Annotated in this window: 18 protein-coding genes and 1 pseudogene; 18 read left to right on the top strand and 1 reads right to left on the bottom strand. The window is 71.8% G+C overall.

The window, feature by feature from the left end; translation table 11 throughout:
* Positions 1-102: 102 nt before the first annotated feature.
* The 17 genes and pseudogenes from ACL02T_RS18165 to rplL all read left to right on the top strand — a co-directional run.
* Positions 103-384 (top strand): annotated as a pseudogene (locus ACL02T_RS18165) (alcohol dehydrogenase catalytic domain-containing protein); the annotation flags it as partial.
* Positions 385-499: 115 nt separating this feature from the next.
* Entirely contained in the window at positions 500-1210 is a 711-nt protein-coding gene (locus tag ACL02T_RS18170; RefSeq protein ID WP_412831907.1) for a zinc-binding dehydrogenase, read from the top strand.
* 47 nt (positions 1211-1257) lie between these two features.
* Positions 1258-2226: a R2-like ligand-binding oxidase gene (locus tag ACL02T_RS18175; protein WP_412832026.1), complete on the top strand. Its 969-nt coding sequence runs from the start codon at positions 1258-1260 to the stop codon at positions 2224-2226.
* Positions 2223-3137 carry an oxygenase MpaB family protein gene (locus ACL02T_RS18180; protein ID WP_412831908.1) on the top strand — a complete coding sequence of 305 codons (915 nt, stop codon included), beginning with the start codon at positions 2223-2225 and terminating at the stop codon, positions 3135-3137. Before ACL02T_RS18175 ends, ACL02T_RS18180 begins: the two co-directional genes overlap by 4 nt.
* Positions 3138-3439: 302 nt before the next feature.
* Positions 3440-4663: an ABC transporter ATP-binding protein gene (locus ACL02T_RS18185; RefSeq protein WP_412831909.1), complete on the top strand. Its 1224-nt coding sequence runs from the start codon at positions 3440-3442 to the stop codon at positions 4661-4663.
* Positions 4664-4782: 119 nt separating this feature from the next.
* Complete coding sequence (locus ACL02T_RS18190) at positions 4783-5574, top strand: MlaE family ABC transporter permease (RefSeq protein WP_412831910.1); 792 nt, start codon at positions 4783-4785, stop codon at positions 5572-5574.
* 1 nt (position 5575) lies between these two features.
* Positions 5576-6403: an MlaE family ABC transporter permease gene (locus tag ACL02T_RS18195; protein WP_412831911.1), complete on the top strand. Its 828-nt coding sequence runs from the start codon at positions 5576-5578 to the stop codon at positions 6401-6403.
* Positions 6404-6440: 37 nt separating this feature from the next.
* Positions 6441-7808 (top strand): MCE family protein, encoded by a 1368-nt coding sequence (locus ACL02T_RS18200; RefSeq protein WP_412831912.1) that lies wholly within the window; start codon positions 6441-6443, stop codon positions 7806-7808.
* A complete protein-coding gene (locus ACL02T_RS18205; RefSeq protein ID WP_412831913.1) occupies positions 7805-8986 on the top strand; it encodes an MCE family protein in 1182 nt (393 codons plus the stop codon). The genes ACL02T_RS18200 and ACL02T_RS18205 overlap by 4 nt, the downstream gene beginning before the upstream one ends.
* Complete coding sequence (locus ACL02T_RS18210; protein WP_412831914.1) at positions 8986-9957, top strand: MCE family protein; 972 nt, start codon at positions 8986-8988, stop codon at positions 9955-9957. The genes ACL02T_RS18205 and ACL02T_RS18210 overlap by 1 nt, the downstream gene beginning before the upstream one ends.
* Positions 9957-11285, top strand: coding sequence for an MCE family protein (locus ACL02T_RS18215; RefSeq protein WP_412831915.1), 1329 nt, complete (start codon positions 9957-9959; stop codon positions 11283-11285). The genes ACL02T_RS18210 and ACL02T_RS18215 overlap by 1 nt, the downstream gene beginning before the upstream one ends.
* 26 nt (positions 11286-11311) lie before the next feature.
* Entirely contained in the window at positions 11312-12634 is a 1323-nt protein-coding gene (locus ACL02T_RS18220) for an MCE family protein (RefSeq protein ID WP_412831916.1), read from the top strand.
* Positions 12631-13872, top strand: coding sequence for an MCE family protein (locus ACL02T_RS18225; protein ID WP_412831917.1), 1242 nt, complete (start codon positions 12631-12633; stop codon positions 13870-13872). The genes ACL02T_RS18220 and ACL02T_RS18225 overlap by 4 nt, the downstream gene beginning before the upstream one ends.
* Positions 13873-13931: 59 nt before the next feature.
* Positions 13932-14522 (top strand): Rv1363c family protein, encoded by a 591-nt coding sequence (locus ACL02T_RS18230; RefSeq protein ID WP_412831918.1) that lies wholly within the window; start codon positions 13932-13934, stop codon positions 14520-14522.
* Between the two features lie 67 nt (positions 14523-14589).
* On the top strand, positions 14590-15522 hold the full coding sequence (locus ACL02T_RS18235; protein WP_412831919.1) for a hypothetical protein: 933 nt from the start codon (positions 14590-14592) through the stop codon (positions 15520-15522).
* 341 nt (positions 15523-15863) lie between these two features.
* Complete coding sequence (gene rplJ / locus ACL02T_RS18240; RefSeq protein ID WP_412831920.1) at positions 15864-16433, top strand: 50S ribosomal protein L10; 570 nt, start codon at positions 15864-15866, stop codon at positions 16431-16433.
* A 48-nt stretch (positions 16434-16481) separates the two neighbouring features.
* The gene (gene rplL, locus ACL02T_RS18245) at positions 16482-16877 is read left to right on the top strand and encodes a 50S ribosomal protein L7/L12 (protein WP_412831921.1); all 396 of its coding nucleotides are present in this window, start codon (positions 16482-16484) and stop codon (positions 16875-16877) included.
* Between the two features lie 112 nt (positions 16878-16989).
* Here rplL and ACL02T_RS18250 read toward each other — a convergent pair whose 3' ends face one another.
* The gene (locus ACL02T_RS18250; protein ID WP_412831922.1) at positions 16990-18654 is read right to left on the bottom strand and encodes a class I adenylate-forming enzyme family protein; all 1665 of its coding nucleotides are present in this window, start codon (positions 18652-18654) and stop codon (positions 16990-16992) included.
* Between the two features lie 673 nt (positions 18655-19327).
* Here ACL02T_RS18250 and rpoB point away from each other — a divergent pair.
* Positions 19328-22846 carry a DNA-directed RNA polymerase subunit beta gene (gene rpoB / locus ACL02T_RS18255; RefSeq protein ID WP_412831923.1) on the top strand — a complete coding sequence of 1173 codons (3519 nt, stop codon included), beginning with the start codon at positions 19328-19330 and terminating at the stop codon, positions 22844-22846.
* Positions 22847-22872 lie beyond the last annotated feature (26 nt).

The raw sequence follows: 22872 nt of genomic DNA on the forward strand, positions 1-22872 counted from the left end.
CGCGCTGTGGGGTTCGGCGAGTCGGGGGTTGGCACGCGGGGGACAGGGTGGGAACACGCGGCCCGCTGTGGTCCGGCGTGACGCGGGTCATGATCGACGCTCATGAAGACCCGAGCAGCGGTGCTGTGGGAACTGGGTGGCACGTGGGAGGTCGAGGAGGTCGAGCTCGACCCGCCCGGTCCGGGTGAGGTCCTGGTCGAGCTGGCGGCGTCCGGTCTCTGCCACTCCGACGAGCACCTGGTGACCGGCGACCTCCCCGTCGCCTATCCGATGGTGGGCGGGCACGAGGGCGCCGGGCGCGTGCGCGAGGTCGGCCCGGGCGTGACCGAGGTGGAGGTCGGCGACCCGGTCGTCCTGACCTTCCTGCCCAGCTGCGGGCGCTGCTCGTACTGCGTCCGCGGCATGACGAGCCTGTGCGACGACGGCGCGGGCGCCACCCTCGGCCCCCAAGCTGGACGGCACCCACCGCTTCCACGCGCGCGGCGAGGACGTCGGGCAGATGTGCCTGCTCGGCACGTTCAGCCAGCACACCGTGGTGCCGGTGAAGTCCGTCGTGCGGATCGACGCGGGCTTCCCGCTCGAGCTGGCCGCGCTGGTCGGCTGCGGCGTCACCACCGGGTTCGGCTCGGCCGTCCGCACCGCGGACCTTCGAGCCGGCGACGCGGCCGTCGTCATCGGCATCGGCGGGATCGGCGCCAACGCCGTGCAGGGCGCGGTCAACGCGGGCTGCCGGTACGTCGTAGCGGTGGACCCGGTCGAGTTCAAGCGGGAGAAGGCGCGGGAACTGGGCGCCACGCACACCGCAGCGAGCATCGACGAGGCGTGGCCGCTGATCTCCGAGCTCACCCGCGGTCAGCTCGCCGACGCCGCGATCCTCACCACCGGTGTCGCCGAGGGAGAGGACCTGCAGCCGGCGCTGCAGCTGGTCGGCAAGCGAGGCCGGGTCGTCGTGACCGCGCTGGGCACGGCGGAGCAGGAGCAGGCGAGCCTGTCCCTGCTCGAGCTCACGCTCTACGAGAAGCAGATCCGCGGCGCGCTGTTCGGCAGCTCCAACGGCCAGCACGACGTGCCGCGCCTGCTCGAGCTGCACAACCTCGGCCGGCTCAAGCTCCGCGAGCTGGTCACCAAGGAGTACACCCTCGACCAGGTGAACGAGGGTTACGAGGACATGCGGTCCGGCCGCAACATCCGGGGCCTCGTCCGCTTCTGACCGCCCACCCGACCCACCACGACGAGCCTCGAGGCGAAGGAGCCGACATGCGCACGATCGAGCACGGCAAGCGGGACGGGTTCGCCTCGCTGGACGCGGGCGGGCTGAAGCAGGAGTCCTTCCCGCTCCGCCTGTTCACCAAGGGGAACGCGAAGCACTGGAACCCGGCGGACATCGACTTCGCGCAGGACGCGAAGGACTTCGCGGCCATGACGGACGACGAGCGGTGGTGGACCTGCGCGCTCGCGGCGCAGTTCCTGGCGGGCGAGGAGTCGGTGACCCAGGACCTGCAGCCCTTCGTCGCCGCGATGGCCGCGGAGGGCCGGTTCGCCGACGAGATGTACCTGACCCAGTTCGTGTACGAGGAGGCCAAGCACACGCAGGCCTTCCGGCTGTGGTTCGACGCCGTCGGGATGACCGGGGACCTCCACGAGTACATCGAGTTCAACGACGCGTACATGGAGATCTTCACCAGGCAGCTGCCGGACAGCCTGTACGCGCTGCAGCACGACCCGAGCCCGCGCAACCAGGTCCGCGCCTCGGTGACCTACAACCACATCGTCGAGGGCACCCTCGCACTGACCGGCTACTTCGCCTGGCAGAAGGTGTGTGCGAGCCGCGGCATCCTGCCCGGCATCCAGAAGGTGATCAAGCACATCGGCGACGACGAGCGCCGCCACATGGCCTGGGGCACCTTCACCTGCCGCCGCCACGTCGCCGCCGACGACGCCATGTTCGCCGTCGTCGACGAGCGGATGCAGGAGCTGATGGTCCCGGCGATGGGCGTGGTCACCGCGACCTTCGACAAGTACGAGGGTTCTGCAGGCACATCAGAGCCGCCCTTCGGCGTCGACATCTCGGAGATGGCCGAGTACGCCATGGACAAGCTGGGCCGCCGGCTCGGGGCGATCGAGTCCGCCCGCGGCGCGGACCTGCTCGTGATCGACGTCGACGCCTCGCCCGAGGCGCTGGAGGAGAAGTTCCACGCCGAGGACCAGCTGGAGCTGGCGGGATGACCCGCGCAGGGCGGTACGACCGGCTCCGCGAGATCGAGCTGCTGGACCCGGAGACCGACCACCTCGAGATCTACCGGCTCATGTCGCTGTACGAGTTCCCCTGGGACATCAACCAGGCGCTCTCGTTCGCCCTGTTCCGGACGTACGCGGTGCCGACGATCGGGAAGCTCCTCGCGGAGACCGGCGAGTTCACCGAGCGCGTCCAGAAGCGCTACGACGACACGGGGCTGATCCTCGAGGCCGTCCTCGAACACGGGTTCACCGGCACCGGCAAGGACGCCGTCCGCCGGATGAACCAGATGCACCGCAGCTATCCCATCAGCAACAACGACATGCGGTACACGCTCTGCACGTTCGTCGTCTCGCCGATCCGGTGGATGGACGCCTACGGCTGGCGGCCGTTCTCCGAGACGGAGAAGGTCGCGAGCGCGAACTACTACCGCGAGCTCGGCCGGCACATGGGCATCACGGGCATCCCGGCCACCTGGCGGGAGTTCTGCGAGGTCCACGACGCCTACGAGCGCGAACGCTTCGGCTACGACCCGGGCGGCCGGGCCGTCGCCGACTCCACGCTCGCCCTGCTGTGCACCTTCCCGCCCCACGACAAGGCGCCGGCGGCACTGATCGACGCCTTCTCCCGCTCGCTCATGGACCCCCACCTGCGGGAGGCCTTCCGGTACGAGGCCCCGCCGCGCTGGTTCCAGGCGCTGTCGCGGGCCGCGCTGCGGCTGCGCGGCCGGGTGGTGCGCGCGATGAGGGTGCGCACGCGCCCGAAGTTCGTGCGGGACCTGCCGAGCATCCGCAGCTACCCGGACGGCTTCGACGTCCGGCAGCTCGGGACCTTTCCGCCGGGCTGCCCGCTGCCGCACGGGGGCGGGTCCCCGACCGCCCCGGCGACCGGGGGCACGTAGTCCGATCGAGTGGTATCGGCGCAGGTCACTCCATCCGGCCCCGGAGAGCCGGGTTGTACCGGTATGGGGCTGTGCGGAGTAACACAGTGCGATGTAGGGCGGCCCGGAACTCAGGATCCACGACGGTGTGTCGATCCTGGTTCACGGGGCGTGTCCGCCGTTCTCAGGGACGGACGGACCCGCGGCGCCGCCGTCGACTACTCGGTAGTAACCAGGCTGTCGCGGCGTCGTTGGGCGCCCCAGGACGAGTGCGTGCGCCGGTGGGAGCCGGTCGCGCAGGCTCGAGCGCGCGAGGAGGCGACGTGCCCGGTGTCGAGGTGAAGGTCGAGGGACTGACGAAGTCCTTCGGGCGCGCGAACATCTGGTCGGACGTCACGCTGACGCTGCCGCCCGGTGAGGTCAGCGTCCTGCTCGGCCCCTCCGGCACGGGCAAGTCCGTGTTCCTCAAGTCGCTGATCGGGCTGCTCAAGCCGGAGAAGGGCTCGATCGTCATCCACGACACCGACCTCGTGCGGTGCAGCGAGAACCGGCTCTACGAGATCCGCAAGCTGTTCGGGGTGCTGTTCCAGGACGGCGCCCTGTTCGGCTCGATGAACCTCTACGACAACATCGCCTTCCCGCTGCGCGAGCACACGAAGAAGTCCGAGTCGCAGATCCGCGACATCGTCGCGGAGAAGATGGAGATGGTCGGGCTCTCCGGCGACGAGAAGAAGCTGCCGGGCGAGATCTCCGGCGGGATGCGCAAGCGGGCCGGGCTGGCCCGCGCGTTGGTGCTGGACCCGGAGATCATTCTGTTCGACGAGCCGGACTCCGGCCTCGACCCCGTGCGCACGGCCTACCTGAACCAGCTGATCATCGACCTGAACGCGCAGACGGACTCCACGTTCCTGATCGTCACGCACGACATCAACACCGCGCAGACGGTGCCGGACAACATCGGGATGCTGTACCGCAAGCACCTGGCGATGTTCGGCCCGCGGGAGGTGCTGCTGACCAGCGAGGACCCGGTGGTGGCGCAGTTCCTCAACGGCCGCCGGCAGGGCCCGATCGGCATGTCGGAGGAGAAGGACACCGCCCAGGCGGCCCGGGAGATGGCCGAGGTCGACGAGCTGTCCGGGCTGCCCCCGATCAAGCCCCAGCTCGACGCGACCGCGGGCCTGCCCGTGCGCAAGGCCGTGGCCCGCCGGCAGCAGCGGGTGGCGGAGATGATGCACACCCTGCCGCCCGCCGCGCAGGAGGCGATCCGCCGCTCGCAGGCCGAGAGCGGGCAGGCGGCGCCGCAGCCGCAGCGCCGGCAGGCCGTCGGCGCTGCGCCCTACGGGCGGCCCCGGTCCGCCGACGCCCGGCCCGCCGACAGCCCGACCGCCGACGCCCCGACCGCCGACGCCCCGACCGCCGACGCCCCGACCCGGAGTATTCCGCGGGTGCAAGACGCCCCGCTGGGGCAGCCCGTACCCCCGCAGCAGAACCTTCAGCAGAACCCGACCAGCCGCGCCCCCGCGCCAGGCCGGCACCACTTCCGCTAACCCCGAACGCCGCCCCGTCGCGGGTGGACGGCCCCACCGCCCGCCCGCGAACCTGCTCCCCCCCGCGCAGCTCTCCCGCCCCGCGCAGCTCCCACTGCCGTGGAGACAAGGACCCCGCCGTGTCCGCTCCCCAGGCCGGCCCCAGTCCCCTGACCCGCGCCCTCACCCCCGTCGGGCGCCTGTTCGGGCTGGGCGTCGACGTCGTGAGACAGACCGTCCGCCCGCCCTTCCAGCTGCGCGAGTACATCGAGCAGACCTGGTTCGTCACGAAGGTCTCGGCGCTGCCCACGGCGCTGTTCACGATCCCGTTCGGCGCGACGATCGCGCTGCTGCTCGCCGAGCTGACCCGCCAGTTCGGCGCGCAGAGCCAGACCGGCGCCGGTTCGGTGCTGGCGATCGTGCAGCAGGCGGCGCCGATCGTCACGGCGCTGCTCATCTCGGGTGCCGGCGGCAGCGCGGTCTGCGCCGACCTCGGCGCCCGCACCATCCGCGAGGAGATCGCGGCGATGGAGGTGCTCGGCATCTCGCCGATCCAGCGCCTCGTCGTCCCGCGGGTGCTCGCCATGGCCACCACGGCGGTGGTGCTCAACGGCCTGGCCACGGTGGTCGGGGTCGGCGGCGGCTACTTCTTCAACGTCATCATCCAGGGCGGCACCCCCGGCGCGTACATCGCGAGCTTCTCGGCGATCGCGCAGGTCAGCGACATCGTGGTGAGCGAGGTCAAGGCGGCGCTGTTCGGTTTCACCGCCGGCGTCGTCGCGGCCTACCGAGGGCTGAACCCGCCCCCGGGCGCGAAGGGCGTCGGCGACGCGGTGAACCAGTCCGTCGTCCTCTCCTTCGTCCTGGTGTTCCTGATCAACCTGGTCCTCACCGCGCTCTACCTCGAGCTCGTCCCGCCGAAGGGGATCTGACGTGGCCCGAGCCAGCACCCTGCTGCGCCGTCCGGTCGACCAGCTCGAGGAGCTGGGCGAGCAGCTCGGCCTCTACGCCCGTGCCGTCGCCTGGGTCCCGCGCACGCTGCGTCGCTACCCGAAGGAGATCCTCCGGCTGCTGGCCGAGGTCAGCTTCGGCTCCGGCGCCCTGATCGTCATCCTGGGCACCGCGGGTGTCATGGCGGCGCTGTCGCTCTTCGTCGGCTCGCTGGTCGGCCTGCAGGGCTTCCGCGCCCTGGACTCGCTCGGCGTCGAGGCCCTGACCGGCTTCATCACCGCCTACTTCACCACCCGCGACATCGCCCCGCTGGTCGCCGCCTCGGCGCTGACCGCGACCCTCGGCGCCGGCTTCACCGCCCAGCTCGGCGCCATGCGGATCTCGGAGGAGGTCGACGCCCTCGAGGTCATGGCGGTGCCGTCGGTGCCGTTCCTGGTGACCACCCGCGTGATCGCCGGGATCCTGGCGGTGATCCCGATGTACACGATCGGCCTGCTGGCGAGCTTCGCCGCGGCCCGGGTCAACGTGACGCTGATCAACGGGCTACCGGGCGGGACGTACGACCACTACTTCGATCTCTTCCTGCCCGCGGGGGACATCCTCGCCTCGTACCTGAAGGTGATCATCTTCGCGACGGTGGTCATCCTCATCCACTGCCACTACGGCTACTACGCCAAGGGCGGCCCGGCGGGGGTCGGCGTGGCCGTCGGCCGGGCGGTGCGGCTCTCGATCGTCAGCACGGCGATCCTCGACTTCTTCCTCACCGTCGTGCTGTTCGGCACCTCGACCTCGGTGCGGGTGGCCGGATGACGACCTCCGGCGACGTACTCGCTCCCGCGGAGGCTGCATGAGGACGGACCCGAGGAAGGTCACGCTCGGCGTGGTCTTCGTCCTGGTCATCGCGTTGCTGATCGGGCTGGCCGTGGCGCAGTACGCCGGTGCCTTCCGCCCCGGCATCCCGGTCACGCTGAAGGTCGACCGCGTCGGCACGCAGCTGAACGAGCGCGCGGACGTCAAGATCCGCGGGCTGATCGTCGGCACGGTCGAGGGGATCAGCACGGACGGCGACGGCGCCACCATCACCCTGTCGATGAACCCCGACCTCATCGACCGGATCCCGGAGGGCGTCACCGCGCGGCTGCTGCCCAAGACGCTCTTCGGTGAGAAGTACGTGTCCCTGGTCCCGCCGGAGCAGCCGGGCACGGTGAGGCTCGCCGCTCACGACACCATCCGCGAGGACCGCAGCGTGGCCGGCATCGAGGTCGAGCGCGTGCTCGACGACCTGCTCCCGCTGCTCCAGGCCGTGCGGCCGCAGGACCTCGCCACCACCCTCGGCGCGCTGTCCCAGGGCCTCGCCGGGCGCGGCGACCAGCTCGGGCGGACGCTGGAGGAGCTCGGCACCCTCACCGCGGGACTGCAGCCGGCCATCCCGGACCTGCAGGAGGACATCACCCAGCTCGCGGACTTCTCGGAGAACCTGTCGAACTCCGCCCCGGACCTGCTCGACGCGCTCGACGACCTCACGGTCACCAGCCGCACGGTCGTCGACCAGTCGCAGGACCTGCGCGACCTCTACCGCTCGGTGACCGGGGCGTCGGACGACCTGCGGGCCTTCCTCGACGCCAACGAGGACAACCTGATCGGGCTGGCCCCTGCGAGCCGGCCGACGCTGGAGACCCTGGCGCGCTACGCCCCGGAGTTCCCCTGCTTCTTCCAGCAGGCCAGCCGGCTGATCCCGTACCTGGACCAGGTGTTCGGCAAGAGCACCGACGAGCCCGGCGTGCACATCACGCTGGAGATCGTCGCGAGCAACGGCAAGTACGTCCCGGACCAGGACGAGCCCGCGTACTCCGACGACCGGGGCCCGCGCTGCTACCCGATCATCAGGCCCGGGCCGCAGTACCCGCCGGACGGCCCGTTCCGGGACGGCTCGGTCGCACCGCCGGCCCCGGTCGGCACCCCGATGGGCAACCCGGAGGACTTCGGCGTGGAGACCTACGGCACCGACGACGGGTCGCAGAGCTGGACCGCGACCAGCAAGCCCGGCGCCACGCCCGCGTCGTACGACATGGGCATCACCAACTCACCAGGTGAGCAGCAGCAGGTCGCCGAGCTGGTCGCGGCGCGCACCGGGACCACGCCGGCCGCCGTGCCGGGCTGGGGCAGCGTGCTCGTCGGCCCGCTCTACCGCGGGACGGAGGTCCGGATCACATGAGCCGCATCCCGGTCGCACCGCTCACCAAGTTCCTGGCCTTCGCGCTGGTCACGGCCCTGGGGACCACGGTCCTCGCGCTGACCATCGCGAACGCCCAGGGCGGGGACACGACGACGTACTCGGCCCGTTTCACCGACGTCAACGGCCTGCTCCAGGGCGACGACGTCCGGATCGCCGGCGTGGTCGTCGGGTCCGTGGACGAGATCGAGATCGTCGACCGGCGGCAGGCCCGGGTCGACTTCAGCGTGGACTCGGCGCTGACCGTCCCGGCCTCCGCGACGGCGTCGATCCTCTACAAGAACCTCATCGGGCAGCGCTACCTCGCCCTCGGGCAGGGCACCGGCGGCGGTGGCCCGCTGGAGCCGGGCGGCACCCTCCCCGTGCAGCAGACCCGCCCGCCGCTGAACCTGACGACCCTGTTCAACGGGTTCAAGCCGCTGTTCCAGGGCCTCGACCCCGAGCAGGTCAACGCGCTGTCCCAGGAGATCGTCTCGACCCTGCAGGGCGAGGGCGGAACGGTGGACAGCCTGCTCGCCAGCACGGCGTCGCTGACCAGCACCATCGCCGACCGCGACCAGGTGATCGGGCAGGTGATCGACAACCTCGACGGCGTGCTGCAGACCGTGAACAGCCACGACGAGAACCTGAACCAGCTGATCACCTCGTTGCAGCAGCTCGTGTCCGGGCTGGCCCGGGACCGCGAGCCCATCGGCGACGCGATCTCCTCGATCGCCGACCTCACGCAGGTGACCGGCGGCTTCGTCGAGGAGGCCCGGCCGCCGCTGCAGGCGGACATCCGGGCGCTCGGCGACCTCGCCGGCCAGCTCGACCAGGCCCGCCCGACGCTGGAGCACCTGCTGGAGCTCTCGCCGTACAAGCTGAACACGATCAGCCGGGCGGCGAGCTACGGCAGCTGGTTCCAGTTCTACCTGTGCGGGCTCTCGGGCTCGGTCGGGCTCGACGACCTCGTCCCGCGCCAGGAGATCCCGGTGTTCAAGTCCGACGCCCCGCGGTGCGGCGCCGACCCCGACGGCGTCGAGGGCCGGCAGGCGCCGCTCGTGCCGGGCGTGCCGCCGGCGGTGGACCAGCTCGTCGACGGCGTGCTGCCGGACGGCCTGCCGGAGACCGCTCCCGCCCTTCCGCTCTTCGGCCCGATGCCCATCGGAGGTGGCCGCTGATGGCCCCCACCGGTGCGCGCCGCCCCGTGCCGCTCGCGATCACCGGCCTCGTGCTGATCGCGGTGTTCGCGGTCGTCGCCTTCCAGGCCCCGGTGATCTTCGGGGGCGCGACCTACCACGCCGAGTTCGGCGAGGCCGCCGGCCTGCAGGCCGACGACCGGGTCACCGTGGCCGGCGTCGAGGTCGGCCGGGTGGCGTCGGTGGAGCTCGACGGGGACCACGTCGACGTCGCCTTCCGGGTCGACGACGCCTGGGTCGGCGACCGGACCTCGGCGTCGATCGAGATCGCCACGCTGCTCGGCTCGAAGTACCTGGCCCTGGACCCGCAGGGTGACCGGGAGCTCGACCCCGGCACGCCCATCCCGCGCGAGCGGACGCTGTCGCCCTTCGACGTCGTCGAGGCGTTCAACGGGCTGTCCGGCACGATCGACCAGCTCGACACGGACCAGCTGGCGGACAGCCTCCGCACGCTCGCCGAGACGTTCCGGGACACCCCGGACGACGTCCGCGGCACGCTCGACGGCCTGTCCCGCCTGTCGGCCACGATCTCCGGCCGGGACGAGCAGATCCGCCGGCTCCTGGCGGGGGCGCGGAACCTGTCGTCGATCCTGGCGGACCGCCGCGGCGACCTCGACACGCTCCTCTCCGACGGCAACCTGCTGCTGTCCGAGCTGCAGCAGCGCAAGGACGCGATCGACCGACTGCTCGACGGCACCCGGCTGCTCTCGCAGCAGCTGTCGGGGCTCGTCGCGGACAACAAGGACCAACTGCGGCCCACCCTCGAGACGCTGGACAGCGTCACCGAGGTGCTGCAGCGCCACCAGGACGACCTGGCCGACACGCTGAAGAGCGAGGCGGTGTTCGTCCGGCTGTTCACCGACGCCGTCGGCAACGGGCGCTGGTTCGACAACTACATCTGCGGGCTGCTCCCGACCCCGACGATCTTCCCGCTGAACCCCGGAGGCTGCTGATGGGCGGGTCCTGGGCGAACGACCGAAGGACGCTGCAGGTCACCGCGCTCGTCTCGATCGTCGCGGTGCTCGTCGCCACCGGCATCTGGCTGGTCGGGACCGGGGGCGGCCGGAAGATCACGGCCTACTTCACGAACGCCTCGGCCCTGTTCGAGGACAACGACGTGCGCGTGCTCGGCGTGCCCGTGGGCCGGATCGACTCGATCACCCCGCAGGGTACGCAGGTCGAGGTCGAGATGACCCTCACCGACCCGGACGTGCACCTCGCGCCCGACGCCAAGGCGGTGGTCGTCTCGCCGAGCCTGGTCACCGGCCGTTACGTGCAGCTGTTCCCGACGGTCCCCGAGGGCGCACCGCAGCTCGAGCCCGGCGCGACGATCCCGCTCGGGCGCACCGCGGTCCCGCTCGGCGTCGACGACCTGGCCGAGGCGGCCACGGACCTCTCGCAGGCCCTCGGCCCGCAGGGCGCCAACTCCACCGGCGCGGTGTCGGAGGTCCTCGACGTGGGCGCGCAGAACCTGGCCGGCAACGGGGAGGCACTGAACGACACGATCCGCGGCCTGGGCAACCTGTCCACCACCCTCGCCGGGTCGAGCGAGGACCTGTTCGGCACCGTCACCGAGCTGCAGAAGTTCACCGAGACGCTCGCCCGGGACGACGCGAAGGTGCAGGAGTTCAACGGCCGGCTCGCCGACGTCACGGGGTTCCTCGCGAGCGAGCGGGAGGACCTGGGCGGGGCGATCCGGGAGCTGTCGATCGCGCTCGGCGACGTCGCCGCGTTCGTCCGCGACAACCGGGACACGATCCACTCGAACGTGGACCGGCTCGCCGACGTCACCCAGGTGCTGGTCGACCAGCAGCGCGCGCTCACGGAGATCCTCGACGTCGCGCCGCTCGGCATCTCGAACCTGGCGAACACCTACAACGGCTCGTCGGGCACGCTCGACACCCGGGCGAACGTCAACGAGCTGAGCCGGCCGCCGATCTACTTCCTCTGCGACCTGCTGCAGACCGGCGCGCCCGCTGCGCTCGAGGACTTCGCGTCCACGTGCCGGACCGCCCTGCCCGATGCGCGGACGCTGCCGACCCCGGCGCAGATCCTCGGCTCGGTGACCAGCGGCGGGACCCCGCCCGTCCCCGGCCTGGCGATCCCGTCGAGCCCGCTCGTCCCCCCGAACGGGGCCGCGCCGGAGGACCCGGCCCGGTCGGTCCCGGGCCGCGGCGGTGCCGCCCCGGCGGCGCCGACCACCCCTGCTCCCGCCCCGGCCGAGCCGGAGTCCGGCGGCATCGGCGGGTTCTTCTCGGAGCTCTTCGGAGGTGGGTCGTGAAGGGGTGGGTCGTGAAGGGGTGGGTCGTGAGGCGCACGAGGCTCGCGGCCAGGGTCGCGGTCCTGGTGACCGTCGCGTCGGTCGCGCTCAGCGGCTGCGGGGTGTTCGCCGGCGGGCTGCGCGGGGTGGAGCTCCCCGGTGGCGCCGACCTCGGCGACGACCCCTACGACGTGACGATCGAGTTCCCGGACGTCGTCGACCTCGTGCCCCAGTCCCTGGTGAAGGTCGCCGACGTCGGCGTGGGCACGGTGCGGTCCATCGAGGTGGACCCCGCGACCTGGAACGCGCGGGTCACGGTGGCGGTCAACGGCGGTGTCACGCTGCCGGCGGACGCCGAGGCACGGGTGCGCACCACCAGTCTCCTGGGCGAGAAGTTCGTGGAGCTGGCCGCGCCCGCCCGGGGCGGCACCGGCACGCTCGCCGACGGGGCCACCATCCCGATCGAGCGCGCGGGCCGCGCCGTCGAGGTCGAGGAGGTCTTCGGTGCGCTGTCCCTGCTGCTCAACGGCGGCGGCGTCGCGCAGATCAAGACCATCTCGACCGAGCTGAACAAGGCGCTCGACGGGCGCGAGCCCCAGATCCGCGCGCTGCTCGACAACCTGGACACGCTCGTCGGCGCGCTCGACGACCGCAAGGGCGAGATCACCCGCGCCCTCGACGGGCTCAACCGGCTGTCCGCCACGCTGAACGACCGGCGGCCGCAGATCGAGAACGCCCTGGACGACCTGGGGCCCGGCCTCGCCGAGCTGGAGCGCCAGCGCGGCCGGCTGGTCGACATGCTGAAGGCGCTCGACCGGCTCTCCGGCACCGCCACGGACACGATCAACCGCAGCCGGGACGACGTCCTCGCCGACCTGCGGGCCCTGCAGCCCACGTTGTCGAAGCTCGCCGAGTCCGGCCAGGACCTGCCGAACTCGCTGGAGCTGATCGGCAGCTTCCCGTTCACCGACGCCGCGGTCGACGCGTTCGCCGGGGACTACGCGAACCTGTACGTCCGGGCGGACCTGGACGCCTCGACCCTGCTGGACAACCTGCTGCGCACGAACCAGGCGTTCCCCACGCCGGACACGCCGCTGTTCACCCAGCTCCCGCCCGTCGGGCAGCTGCTCTCGCCGCTGCTCGGCGGCGACCCGGACCAGCCGTCCCTGCCGCTGCTCGGCCCGGCGCCGACGCCGCTCGGCCGAAGCGACGCGGGGAACCCGCCGCCGACCACCGCGCCGACCGGGAGCGCGGTGCCCACGCCGCCGACCTACGGCAGCGGCGACCTCGGCGGCTCCGGGGACCCGGGCGAGTCGGGCGACCCGGGCGGCGGCGGCCTTCTCGGCGGACTCCTCGGAGGTGGCCGATGATCACCCGGACCATGCGGTGGCAGCTCGTCGCGCTGCTGGTGGTGACCGTGCTGGGCGTCGGGTACACCGGCTTCCGGTACGCGAACCTCGGCGCGGTCCTCGGTGCCACGACCTCTCCGGTCACGATGCGGCTCGCCGACTCCGGCGGCATCTTCACCGGCGCCGACGTCACCTACCGGGGCGTGAGCGTGGGCCGGGTCGGGCCGCTGACCCTGACCGCCGACGGCGTCGACGTGCAGCTCGATCTCGAGCGCGGGGGCCCGGGGATCCCGGCCGACCTCACCGCCGCGGTGCGCAACCTGTCGGCGATCGGCGAGCAGTACGTCGACCTGCAGCCGGCCAGCGACTCCGGCCCGCTCCTGGTCTCCGGCTCGGTCATCCCGCGGTCCCGGACGAGCGTGCCGGTGCAGGTGGACCAGGTCGTCACGAGCCTCGACGGGTTCGTGCGCTCGGTCCCGCTGGAGAGCCTGCGCACCGTCGTCGACGAGCTGGGCACGGGCTTCGCCCAGAGCGGCGTGCCGTTGCAGAAGCTGCTCGACACCACCGGCGAGTTCACCCGGGCGGCGACCGACGCGCTGCCGCAGACCACCGCGCTGCTGCGCGACGGCCGCACGGTACTGACCACGCAGAACGAGGTCGCGGGCCGGTTCGCCGACTTCAGCTCGAGCCTGAAGCTGCTGGCCGAGCAGCTGAAGGAGTCCGACCCGGACCTGCGGCGCCTGATCGACACCGCCCCCGCGGCCGGGGACCAGATCCGGGCGCTGCTGCGGGAGAGCGGCGGCGGGCTGTCGACCACGGTCGCCAACCTGCTGACCGTCTCGCGGATCGCGGAGCCCCGGCAGCCGAACCTGCGGCAGCTGCTCGTCACCTATCCGGGCGTGATGGCCAACGCCTACACGGCGGTGCCCGACGACGGCACCGCGCACCTCGGCCTGGTGCTGAACTTCTTCGACCCGTTCCCCTGCGTCGCGGGGTACGAGGGCACGCCGCACCGGGCCGGGGACGAGGTCGAGCAGATCCCGGTGAACGAGAAGGCGTACTGTGCCGAGCCACGGGGCAGTCCGACCAGCGTGCGCGGTGCCCAGAACGCTCCCCGGGCGCCCGGCTCGACGACCCCCCGCGCCACGCCCGGCCCGGCCGGAAACCCGTCCGCGGGGTCCCCGCTCCCGGCCGGTCCCGACGACCCCCGGCCGCCGAACCCGCTCCCGCTCGGAACACCCGCCGGGATCCTGGCCTGACGCCCCCCGGAACGCCGCCCCCGATGGCCGCCGCCCCCACGGCCGGATGGAGTCCCGCAATGACTGCGAGCACCACGGAGAGCACGACCGAGCCGACCGCCGAGGTCCGCCCCGACACCGGACCCCCGAGCAGGAGGAGACGGTTCGGCGGTCCGCGGGCCCTGCAGGTCGCCGCCGCCGTCGCGGTGGTCGCGGCGATCGTGTCCGGTGTGCTGTGGCTGACGACCGTGCTGAGCGCGGAGCGGAGGCTCGCCGAGGCGCGCGACGACGTGCTCGTCGCGGCCCGGCAGTCCGCGATCAGCCTGAACACGCTGGACTGGCACGACGTCGACGGCGGGCTGGACCGGTGGGAGCAGACCTCCACCGGCGCGGTCCTCGACGAGTTCCGCACCAACCGCGCGCAGTACGCGCAGTTCGTGGCGCAGGCGGAGCGGACCACCACCGCCACGGTGTCCGACGCCGCGGTGCGCGAGCTCGACGACCGCGCCGGCGTGGCCCGGGTGCTCGTGGGCGTCGACGTCACGGTGACCCCGGACGGGCAGCAGCCCATCGCGACCCGCCAGCGCCTGCAGCTCGAGATGACGCGCACGGACGCGGGCTGGAAGGTCAGCAAGCTCGCCCCCGTCCGCGCCCCCGGACAGGCCGGCTGAGCGGCGCCGCAGCTCGCTCCCCTCGGCCCCCGTACCCCGGTCGACCGACGGCCCCCAGGAGGTCACCATGTCGTCGCAGCCCCGCAAGCCCGCCACCGCGACCCGTCGCCGCGGCCCCGCCGGCATCCGCCGCCCGCGCGTCGCCGGCCGTCCGGACGCGGGCCGGCCCGACACCGGCCGGCCGGACGGCCCGGTCGAGGCCGCCGACGCCGAGGTCCGTCCGGAGGTCACGCCCGCCGACAGCGGGCCCGCACCGTCCGCGCCGGAGACCGGGGCGCTCACCGCCGCCCCGGACGTCGAGGACGAGGTGGAGACCGCCGAGCCCGCCGAGGCCTTCGGGGAGCCCGCCGAGACGGCAGCGGAGACGGCCGGGGAGACGGCCGGGGAGACGGCCGGGGAGACGGCCGGGGAGACGGCCGGGGAGCGGTCGGGGGAGGACCGGCTCCGGCGTGGGCTCACGGACCTGCTGCGGGTCCCGGCCCCGCCCCGGACGAAGCGGGGCACCACGATCCTCGCCGGCGTCACGGTCGTCGCGCTGGCGCTGGCGGTGCTGGCCGGGGTGAGCTGGTGGACCATGCGGACCACGCCGGCGGCGCAGAACAGCGCGCTGGTCGACGTCGCGGCCACCACCCGGGTCAGCCAGCAGCTCGGCGACGCGGTGAAGACCGTCTACTCCTACGACTACACCCGGCTGGACCAGAACGAGGCCGCGGCCCGCGAGGTCATCACCCCGGAGTTCGGCCAGCAGTTCGACGCCCTGTTCGGCGAGGTCCGGAAGCTGGCGCCGGAGCAGCAGGCCGTGGTCACCGCGACCATCGCGCAGTCGGCCGTCCGGTCGATCACCGGCGACCGGGCCGTGCTGGTGGTCTTCCTCGACCAGCAGGCCACCCGCGCCGCGAGCGACCAGGCGGGCCGGCAGGTCGCCGCCGCGGGCCGGCTCACCGTGACCGGGCAGCTCGTGGACGGGACCTGGAAGATCGCCGACGTGACCGTGGCGTAGCCGCGCGTGGACACCGTGGCGTGGCTCGCGCCGTCGGTGCCGTGGCCTAGCCCGCGTCGTCGGTAGGTGGCGGAGCCGAGGGGCACCCCGGCGGCGGGAACGTCGCCGGGGTGCGTATGCTGGACGGCGGTTCCACCGAAGACCGCAGGTCTGTCCGCCGGCCCCGCCGGTGGACACGAAGGCCCCGCAGCCGCGGGCGTCCCGCGCAGGAGGACGAGGCAAGCAGCCCGGGTGCGTACGCGCGCCCGCACCTCACGCCCCGTGCCCTGTGCACGGGGCGTTCGTCGTCTCCTGGGTCTCGGGACGCGGTGGCACACCGACACCCCGAGAGGAGGCATCACATGGCACGACCCGACAAGGTCGAGGCGGTCGAAGAGATCGCCGACCGGTTCCGGGGCGCGTCCGCCTCGGTGGTCACGGAGTACAGCGGTCTCACCGTGGCTCAGCTGAGCCAGCTGCGCCGCGCCCTGGGCGAGAACGCCAGCTTCCGCGTCGCCAAGAACACCCTGGTGAAGCGGGCGGCGGCGGACGCCGGTGTCGACGGTCTGGACGAGCTCCTGGCCGGCCCGACGGCGATCGCGTTCGTCACCGGCGAGGCGGTCGACGCCGCCAAGGCGCTGAAGAACTTCGCCAGGGACAACAAGGGCCTGGTGATCAAGGGCGGCTACATGGACGGCCGCGCCCTGTCGGGCGCGGAGGTCGAGCGGCTGGCCGATCTCGAGTCCCGCGAGGTCCTGCTGGCCAAGCTGGCCGGCGCCATGAAGGGCAACCTGGCGAAGGCCGCGGGGCTGTTCAACGCCCCGGCATCGCAGGTCGCCCGCCTGGCCCAGGCCCTGGCCGACAAGCGGGCCGCCGAGGGCGCGTCCGCCGACGGCGAGCAGGCCGACACCGCCGCCCCCACCGAGAGCTGATCCGGCTCCACCCCAGCTACACCCCAGACACACGAGAAGGAGCCAGAGATGGCCAAGCTGTCCAGCGACGAGCTGCTCGACGCGTTCAAGGAGCTCACCCTCATCGAGCTCGCCGAGTTCGTGAAGAAGTTCGAGGAGACCTTCGAGGTCACCGCGGCCGCCCCGGTCGCCGTCGCCGCCGCGGGTGCGCCCGCAGCCGGTGGCGAGGCCGCCCCGGCCGAGGCCGAGAAGGACGAGTTCAACGTGGTCCTCGAGGCCGCGGGCGAGAAGAAGATCCAGGTCATCAAGGTCGTCCGCGAGCTGGTCTCGGGCCTCGGCCTGAAGGAGGCCAAGGACCTCGTCGAGTCGGCCCCGAAGCCGATCCTCGAGGCCGTCGCCAAGGATGCGGCCGACGCCGCCAAGGCGAAGCTGGAGGAGGCCGGCGCCAAGGTCTCCCTGACCTGATTCGCGCCACCTGATCGGCACCGCCTGATCCCCGCCGCCACGCCGCCCCCGGGCGGCACCGGCGGGTCACGAACGGCACTTCCGCTCGCGCGGAGGTGCCGTTCGTGCGTTCTCAGGAGCGGTCGCGCTCCCGCAGCTCCCGGCGCAGCAGCTTGCCGCTGACCGTCTTCGGGATCTCGTCGAGGAACTCGACCTGCCGCGGGTACTTGTAGGCCGCCATCCGCTCCTTGGCGAAGGCGATCAGCTCCTCCGCGGTCACCCGGCTGCCGGCCCGCAGGCTGACGAACGCCTTCACGGTCTCGCCGCGGTACTCGTCGGGCACCCCGACCACGGCCGCCTCGCGCACCGCCTCGTGCTCGTAGAGCACGTCCTCGACCTCCCGCGGCCAGACCTTGTAGCCGCCCGCGTTGATCTGGTCCTTCTTGCGGTCGACGATGTAGAACCAGCCCTGGTCGTCCATGTACCCGACGTCGCCGGTGTGCAGGGAACCGCCCGGCAGCGCCCGCGCGGTCTCCTCCGGCTTGTTCCAGTAGCCCTTCACCACCTGCGGGCCGGTCGTGACGATCTCGCCGACCTCGCCGGGCGGGAGGTCCCGGCCGTCCTCGCCGACGATCCGGACGACGGTGTCGTAGACCGGCACGCCCACCGACAGGGCCCCGGACGCCTCGTCGACGGGTGCCTCGGCGTGCGCGGGGGTGCAGTGGCTGGGCGAGGTGGTCTCGGTCAGCCCGTAGATGTTGTGGATGTACTGGCCGAAGGCCCGCTGGAACGCCTTCACCGTCGACGGCGGGATGGGCGCCCCGCCGGACCAGATCTTGCGCAGCGAGCTCAGCGCGTCGTGGTCGGCGTCGGGGGCGTTCATCAGGGCGATGAACACGGTGATCGAGCCGACGGTGAAGGTCGGCCGCTCCTCGCGGATGACGTCGATCGCCGCGGACGGCTCGAAGCGGTGGAACAGCACCAGCGGCGCGCCGAGCAGCATGGCGATCGTGACGTGCCCGATCAGCCCGGTGATGTGGAACAGCGGGGCCACGCCGAGGACGACGTCGTCCGGGCCGAGCTCGCAGAAGCCGCGGTAGGTCTGCGAGTTGAAGACCAGGTTGGCGTGGGTGTTCATGGCGCCCTTGGGCGGGCCGGTGGTCCCCGAGGTGTAGGTGAGCACCGCCGTGTCCTGCGGGTCGAACGACACGGCCGGGGGCCGCTGCCCGCGGAACCGCCCGACGAGCTCGCCGAGGTCCACGGTGCCCGCGACCGCGCCGATCCGCTCGACCCCGCCGAGGATGCGCTCGTCGTTGCGCGTCTGGTGGTCGAGCTCGCTCGTGGTGAGCACGGTGCGCACGGCGGTGTCGCCGACGACCGTCGACGCGACGTCCCGGTACAGGGTCTCCAGCGTGACCAGCACGCTCGCCCCGGAGTCGGTGAGCAGCAGGTGCAGCTCGCGCTCGCGGTTCATCGGGTTGACGTTGACGGCGATGCCGCCGGCCTTCCACGTGCCGAGCAGCGCGATCACGTACTGCGGGTCGTTCTGCAGGAACAGCGCGACCCGCTCGCCGGCGGCGAAGCCGGCGTCCAGCAGGCCGGCGGCGAGGGCGTCGGACAGGTCGTCGAGCTCGTCGTAGGTGATCCTGCCGTCGAAGTAGCGGAGGGCGTCGCGGTCCCCGTGCCGCTCCACGGTGCTCCGGAACAGCGCGAGCATGTCCGGGAACTCGGGGGCGACCGAGGCGGGCTGGCCCTCGTCGTAGCGGGCGAGCCAGGGCTTGTCGTCGTAGACGGACATTCGTCGACCCCTTCGTCAACGCTGTCGGCGGTGAGACAGCTGCATGATCGCGGTCCGATCGTGCTGGCGGGCGTTCCCGGTCGTCAAGCCCGCCGGGTGAGGCGACCCGACGGCAGGAGCGGCCGAGGGCGTAGAGTGGCTCGACGAGCCCCCCGCGGCGTTGCTCCGGACGTGTGAATTTCGTCCGGCTCGTCGGGCGGCGGGCCGGTTCCGCGGATCCGGCCGACGGACGGTCCACCGGGGGGCCGGGAGCCCTGAGCTGCCGGTCGTCCTCCGGGAGGGACCACTTACCGACGCGTACGGTCTTGACTCGGTGCGTCTGCCGGGTCACTCTTACGTCACGGTGCTTGGCTCCGGTGGTGAACTGAGCGACGTGTCTCGACAGCGGCTGCCTTCGCGGCTAGACTGACTCTTTGCGCTGCCTCCGCCCAGGTTCGGCGTGCACGCTGTCGGAAGTCCGCCGGTCCTCGAGGCCGTCCCGGAAGGTCCGCCGGTGTGCTCGGCGGACCTGGTCGGAGCGTGGCGCCCTGACAACGAACGGCGAGTTCAGCTCCCTAGCCACACCCGACACGTCGCCAGATCTCCGGGCCGGTACCGGTGCGGTGACGCCGAACGGTAGCGCCTCGGGGGCAGTGCCCGCCAGACGAGAGCGTAGTTCTCGGAAGGACGCATCTTGGCTGTCTCCCGCGCCACCGTGACCACTGCGAACCCGGGGAGCGTCGTCTCGGCGAACCCCAACTTCCCTGGCGCACCCACCCGAGTCTCGTTCGCGAAGATCGCCGAGCCGCTCGAGGTGCCGGACCTCCTCGACCTGCAGATCCAGTCCTTCCAGTGGCTGGTCGGGGACGAGGCGTGGTTCCAGCGCCGGATCGACGCGGGGGACGAGAACCCGGTCGGGGGTCTCGAGGAGATCCTCACGGAGATCTCTCCCATCGAGGACTTCTCGGGCTCCATGTCGCTGTCCTTCTCGGACCCGCGCTTCGACGAGGTCAAGGCCTCCGTCGAGGAGTGCCGGGACAAGGACATGACCTACGGCGCCCCGCTGTTCGTCACCGCGGAGTTCACCAACAACACCACCGGCGAGATCAAGAGCCAGACGGTGTTCATGGGCGACTTCCCCGTGATGACCGACAAGGGCACCTTCATCATCAACGGGACCGAGCGCGTCGTCGTCTCGCAGCTCGTCCGGTCGCCCGGCGTGTACTTCGACCACGCCATCGACAAGACCACCGAGAAGGACGTCTACTCGGTCAAGGTCATCCCCAGCCGCGGCGCGTGGCTGGAGTTCGACGTCGACAAGCGCGACACCGTCGGCGTCCGGATCGACCGCAAGCGCCGCCAGCCGGTCACCGTGCTGCTCAAGGCGCTGGGCTGGACCACCGAGCAGATCCAGGAGCGCTTCGGCTTCTCCGAGACGATCCTCGCCACCCTGGAGAAGGACCACACCGCCGGCCAGGACGAGGCGCTGCTCGACATCTACCGCAAGCTGCGTCCGGGCGAGCCGCCGACGCGCGAGAGCGCCCAGACGCTGCTCGAGAACCTGTTCTTCAAGGACAAGCGCTACGACCTGGCCAAGGTCGGTCGCTACAAGGTCAACAAGAAGCTGGGCCTGGACGTCCCCACCGAGGTCGGCACGCTGACCGAGGAGGACATCGCCACCACCATCGAGTACCTCGTCCGCCTGCACGCCGGCGAGACCTCGATGAAGGCCGCGGCCGACCCGTCCGGCGAGACGACCATCCCGGTCGAGACGGACGACATCGACCACTTCGGCAACCGTCGCCTGCGCACGGTCGGCGAGCTCATCCAGAACCAGGTCCGCGTCGGCCTGTCCCGGATGGAGCGCGTCGTCCGCGAGCGGATGACCACGCAGGACGTCGAGGCCATCACGCCGCAGACCCTGATCAACATCCGGCCCGTCGTGGCCGCGATCAAGGAGTTCTTCGGCACCTCGCAGCTGTCGCAGTTCATGGACCAGCACAACCCGCTGGCCGGCCTGACCCACAAGCGGCGCCTGTCCGCGCTGGGGCCGGGCGGTCTGTCCCGGGAGCGCGCGGGCTTCGAGGTCCGCGACGTGCACCCGTCGCACTACGGCCGCATGTGCCCGATCGAGACCCCTGAGGGTCCCAACATCGGCCTGATCGGCTCGCTGTCCACGTTCGCGCAGGTCAACCCGTTCGGCTTCATCCAGACGCCGTACCGCAAGGTCGTCGACGGCGTCGTCACGGAGCAGATCGACTACCTGACCGCGGACGAGGAGGACCGCTTCGTCATCGCGCAGGCGAACGCGCCGCTGAACTCCGACGGCTCCTTCACCGAGGACCGCGTCCTGGTCCGGCGGAAGGGCGGCGAGGTCGACCTGATCCCGCCGACCGGCGTCGAGTACATCGACGTCTCGCCGCGGCAGATGGTGTCGGTCGCGACCGCGCTCATCCCGTTCCTCGAGCACGACGACGCGAACCGCGCCCTGATGGGCGCGAACATGCAGCGCCAGTCCGTGCCGCTGCTCCGCTCCGAGGCGCCGCTGGTCGGCACCGGCATGGAGCTGCGCGCCGCGGTCGACGCCGGCGACGTCGTCGTCACCGAGAAGGCGGGCGTGGTCGAGGAGCTCTGCGCCGACTACATCACCGTGATGGCGGACGACGGCACCCGCCAGACGTACCGGCTGAACAAGTTCCGGCGCTCGAACCAGGGCACCTGCAACAACCAGAAGCCGATCGTCGACGAGGGCCGGCGGGTCGAGGTGGGCCAGGTGCTCGCCGACGGGCCGTGCACCGAGAACGGCGAGATGGCGCTGGGCAAGAACCTGCTCGTGGCGATCATGCCGTGGGAGGGCCACAACTACGAGGACGCGATCATCCTGTCGCAGCGCCTCGTGCAGGACGACGTGCTCACCTCGATCCACATCGAGGAGCACGAGATCGACGCCCGGGACACCAAGCTCGGCGCCGAGGAGATCACCCGGGACATCCCGAACGTCTCCGAGGAGGTCCTCGCCGACCTCGACGAGCGCGGCATCATCCGGATCGGTGCCGAGGTCCAGCCCGGCGACATCCTGGTCGGCAAGGTCACCCCGAAGGGCGAGACCGAGCTGACCCCCGAGGAGCGGCTGCTCCGCGCGATCTTCGGCGAGAAGGCGCGCGAGGTCCGCGACACCTCGCTGAAGGTGCCGCACGGCGAGAACGGCAAGGTCATCGGCATCCGGGTCTTCTCCCGGGACGACGACGACGAGCTGCCCCCCGGCGTCAACGAGCTGGTCCGCGTCTACGTGGCCCAGAAGCGCAAGATCTCGGACGGCGACAAGCTCGCCGGCCGGCACGGCAACAAGGGTGTCATCGGCAAGATCCTGCCGGCCGAGGACATGCCGTTCCTGCCGGACGGCACCCCGGTCGACATCATCCTGAACACCCACGGTGTGCCGCGACGGATGAACATCGGCCAGGTCCTGGAGACCCACCTCGGGTGGATCGCCAAGTCCGGCTGGGAGATCGAGGGCGACCCGGACTGGGCGAACATGATGCCCGAGGAGCTCTACTCCGTGCCGCCGAACACGAACACGGCCGTGCCCGTGTTCGACGGCGCCAAGGAGCACGAGATCACCGGGCTGCTGGGCTCCACGCGCCCCAACCGCGACGGCGACCGCATGGTGGGCCCGGACGGCAAGGCGCAGCTGTTCGACGGGCGTTCCGGCGAGCCGTACCCGTTCCCGGTGGCGGTCGGCTACATGTACATCCTGAAGCTGGCCCACCTGGTCGACGACAAGATCCACGCGCGGTCGACCGGCCCGTACTCGATGATCACCCAGCAGCCGCTCGGCGGTAAGGCCCAGTTCGGCGGCCAGCGCTTCGGCGAGATGGAGTGCTGGGCGATGCAGGCGTACGGCGCGGCCTACACCCTGCAGGAGCTGCTCACCATCAAGTCCGACGACGTGGTGGGCCGGGTCAAGGTCTACGAGGCCATCGTCAAGGGGGAGAACATCCCCGAGCCGGGCATCCCGGAGTCGTTCAAGGTGCTCCTCAAGGAGCTCCAGTCGCTGTGCCTGAACGTCGAGGTGCTCTCCAGCGACGGGGCGGCGATCGAGATGCGCGACGCGGACGACGAGGACCTCGAGCGCGCGGCGGCGAACCTGGGCATCAACCTGTCCAGCCGTCCGGGCTCGGACTCGATGTCCGTCGACGACGTCGTGAACTGACCCGCCAGCCGAGACTCGCGAATTCC

The organism is Pseudonocardia oceanicola, from assembly GCF_047200735.1.
Taxonomy (GTDB): domain Bacteria; phylum Actinomycetota; class Actinomycetes; order Mycobacteriales; family Pseudonocardiaceae; genus Pseudonocardia.

Excerpts from the sequence above, each read along its gene's own strand:
- ACL02T_RS18170 (WP_412831907.1), top strand. The coding sequence starts at position 500 with ATGTGCCTGCTCGGCACGTTCAGCCAGCACACCGTGGTGCCGGTGAAG.
- ACL02T_RS18175 (WP_412832026.1), top strand. The coding sequence starts at position 1,258 with ATGCGCACGATCGAGCACGGCAAGCGGGACGGGTTCGCCTCGCTGGAC.
- ACL02T_RS18180 (WP_412831908.1), top strand. The coding sequence starts at position 2,223 with ATGACCCGCGCAGGGCGGTACGACCGGCTCCGCGAGATCGAGCTGCTG.
- ACL02T_RS18200 (WP_412831912.1), top strand. The coding sequence starts at position 6,441 with ATGAGGACGGACCCGAGGAAGGTCACGCTCGGCGTGGTCTTCGTCCTG.
- ACL02T_RS18205 (WP_412831913.1), top strand. The coding sequence starts at position 7,805 with ATGAGCCGCATCCCGGTCGCACCGCTCACCAAGTTCCTGGCCTTCGCG.
- ACL02T_RS18210 (WP_412831914.1), top strand. The coding sequence starts at position 8,986 with ATGGCCCCCACCGGTGCGCGCCGCCCCGTGCCGCTCGCGATCACCGGC.
- ACL02T_RS18215 (WP_412831915.1), top strand. The coding sequence starts at position 9,957 with ATGGGCGGGTCCTGGGCGAACGACCGAAGGACGCTGCAGGTCACCGCG.
- ACL02T_RS18225 (WP_412831917.1), top strand. The coding sequence starts at position 12,631 with ATGATCACCCGGACCATGCGGTGGCAGCTCGTCGCGCTGCTGGTGGTG.
- ACL02T_RS18230 (WP_412831918.1), top strand. The coding sequence starts at position 13,932 with ATGACTGCGAGCACCACGGAGAGCACGACCGAGCCGACCGCCGAGGTC.
- ACL02T_RS18235 (WP_412831919.1), top strand. The coding sequence starts at position 14,590 with ATGTCGTCGCAGCCCCGCAAGCCCGCCACCGCGACCCGTCGCCGCGGC.
- rplJ (WP_412831920.1), top strand. The coding sequence starts at position 15,864 with ATGGCACGACCCGACAAGGTCGAGGCGGTCGAAGAGATCGCCGACCGG.
- rplL (WP_412831921.1), top strand. The coding sequence starts at position 16,482 with ATGGCCAAGCTGTCCAGCGACGAGCTGCTCGACGCGTTCAAGGAGCTC.
- ACL02T_RS18250 (WP_412831922.1), bottom strand. The coding sequence starts at position 18,654 with ATGTCCGTCTACGACGACAAGCCCTGGCTCGCCCGCTACGACGAGGGC.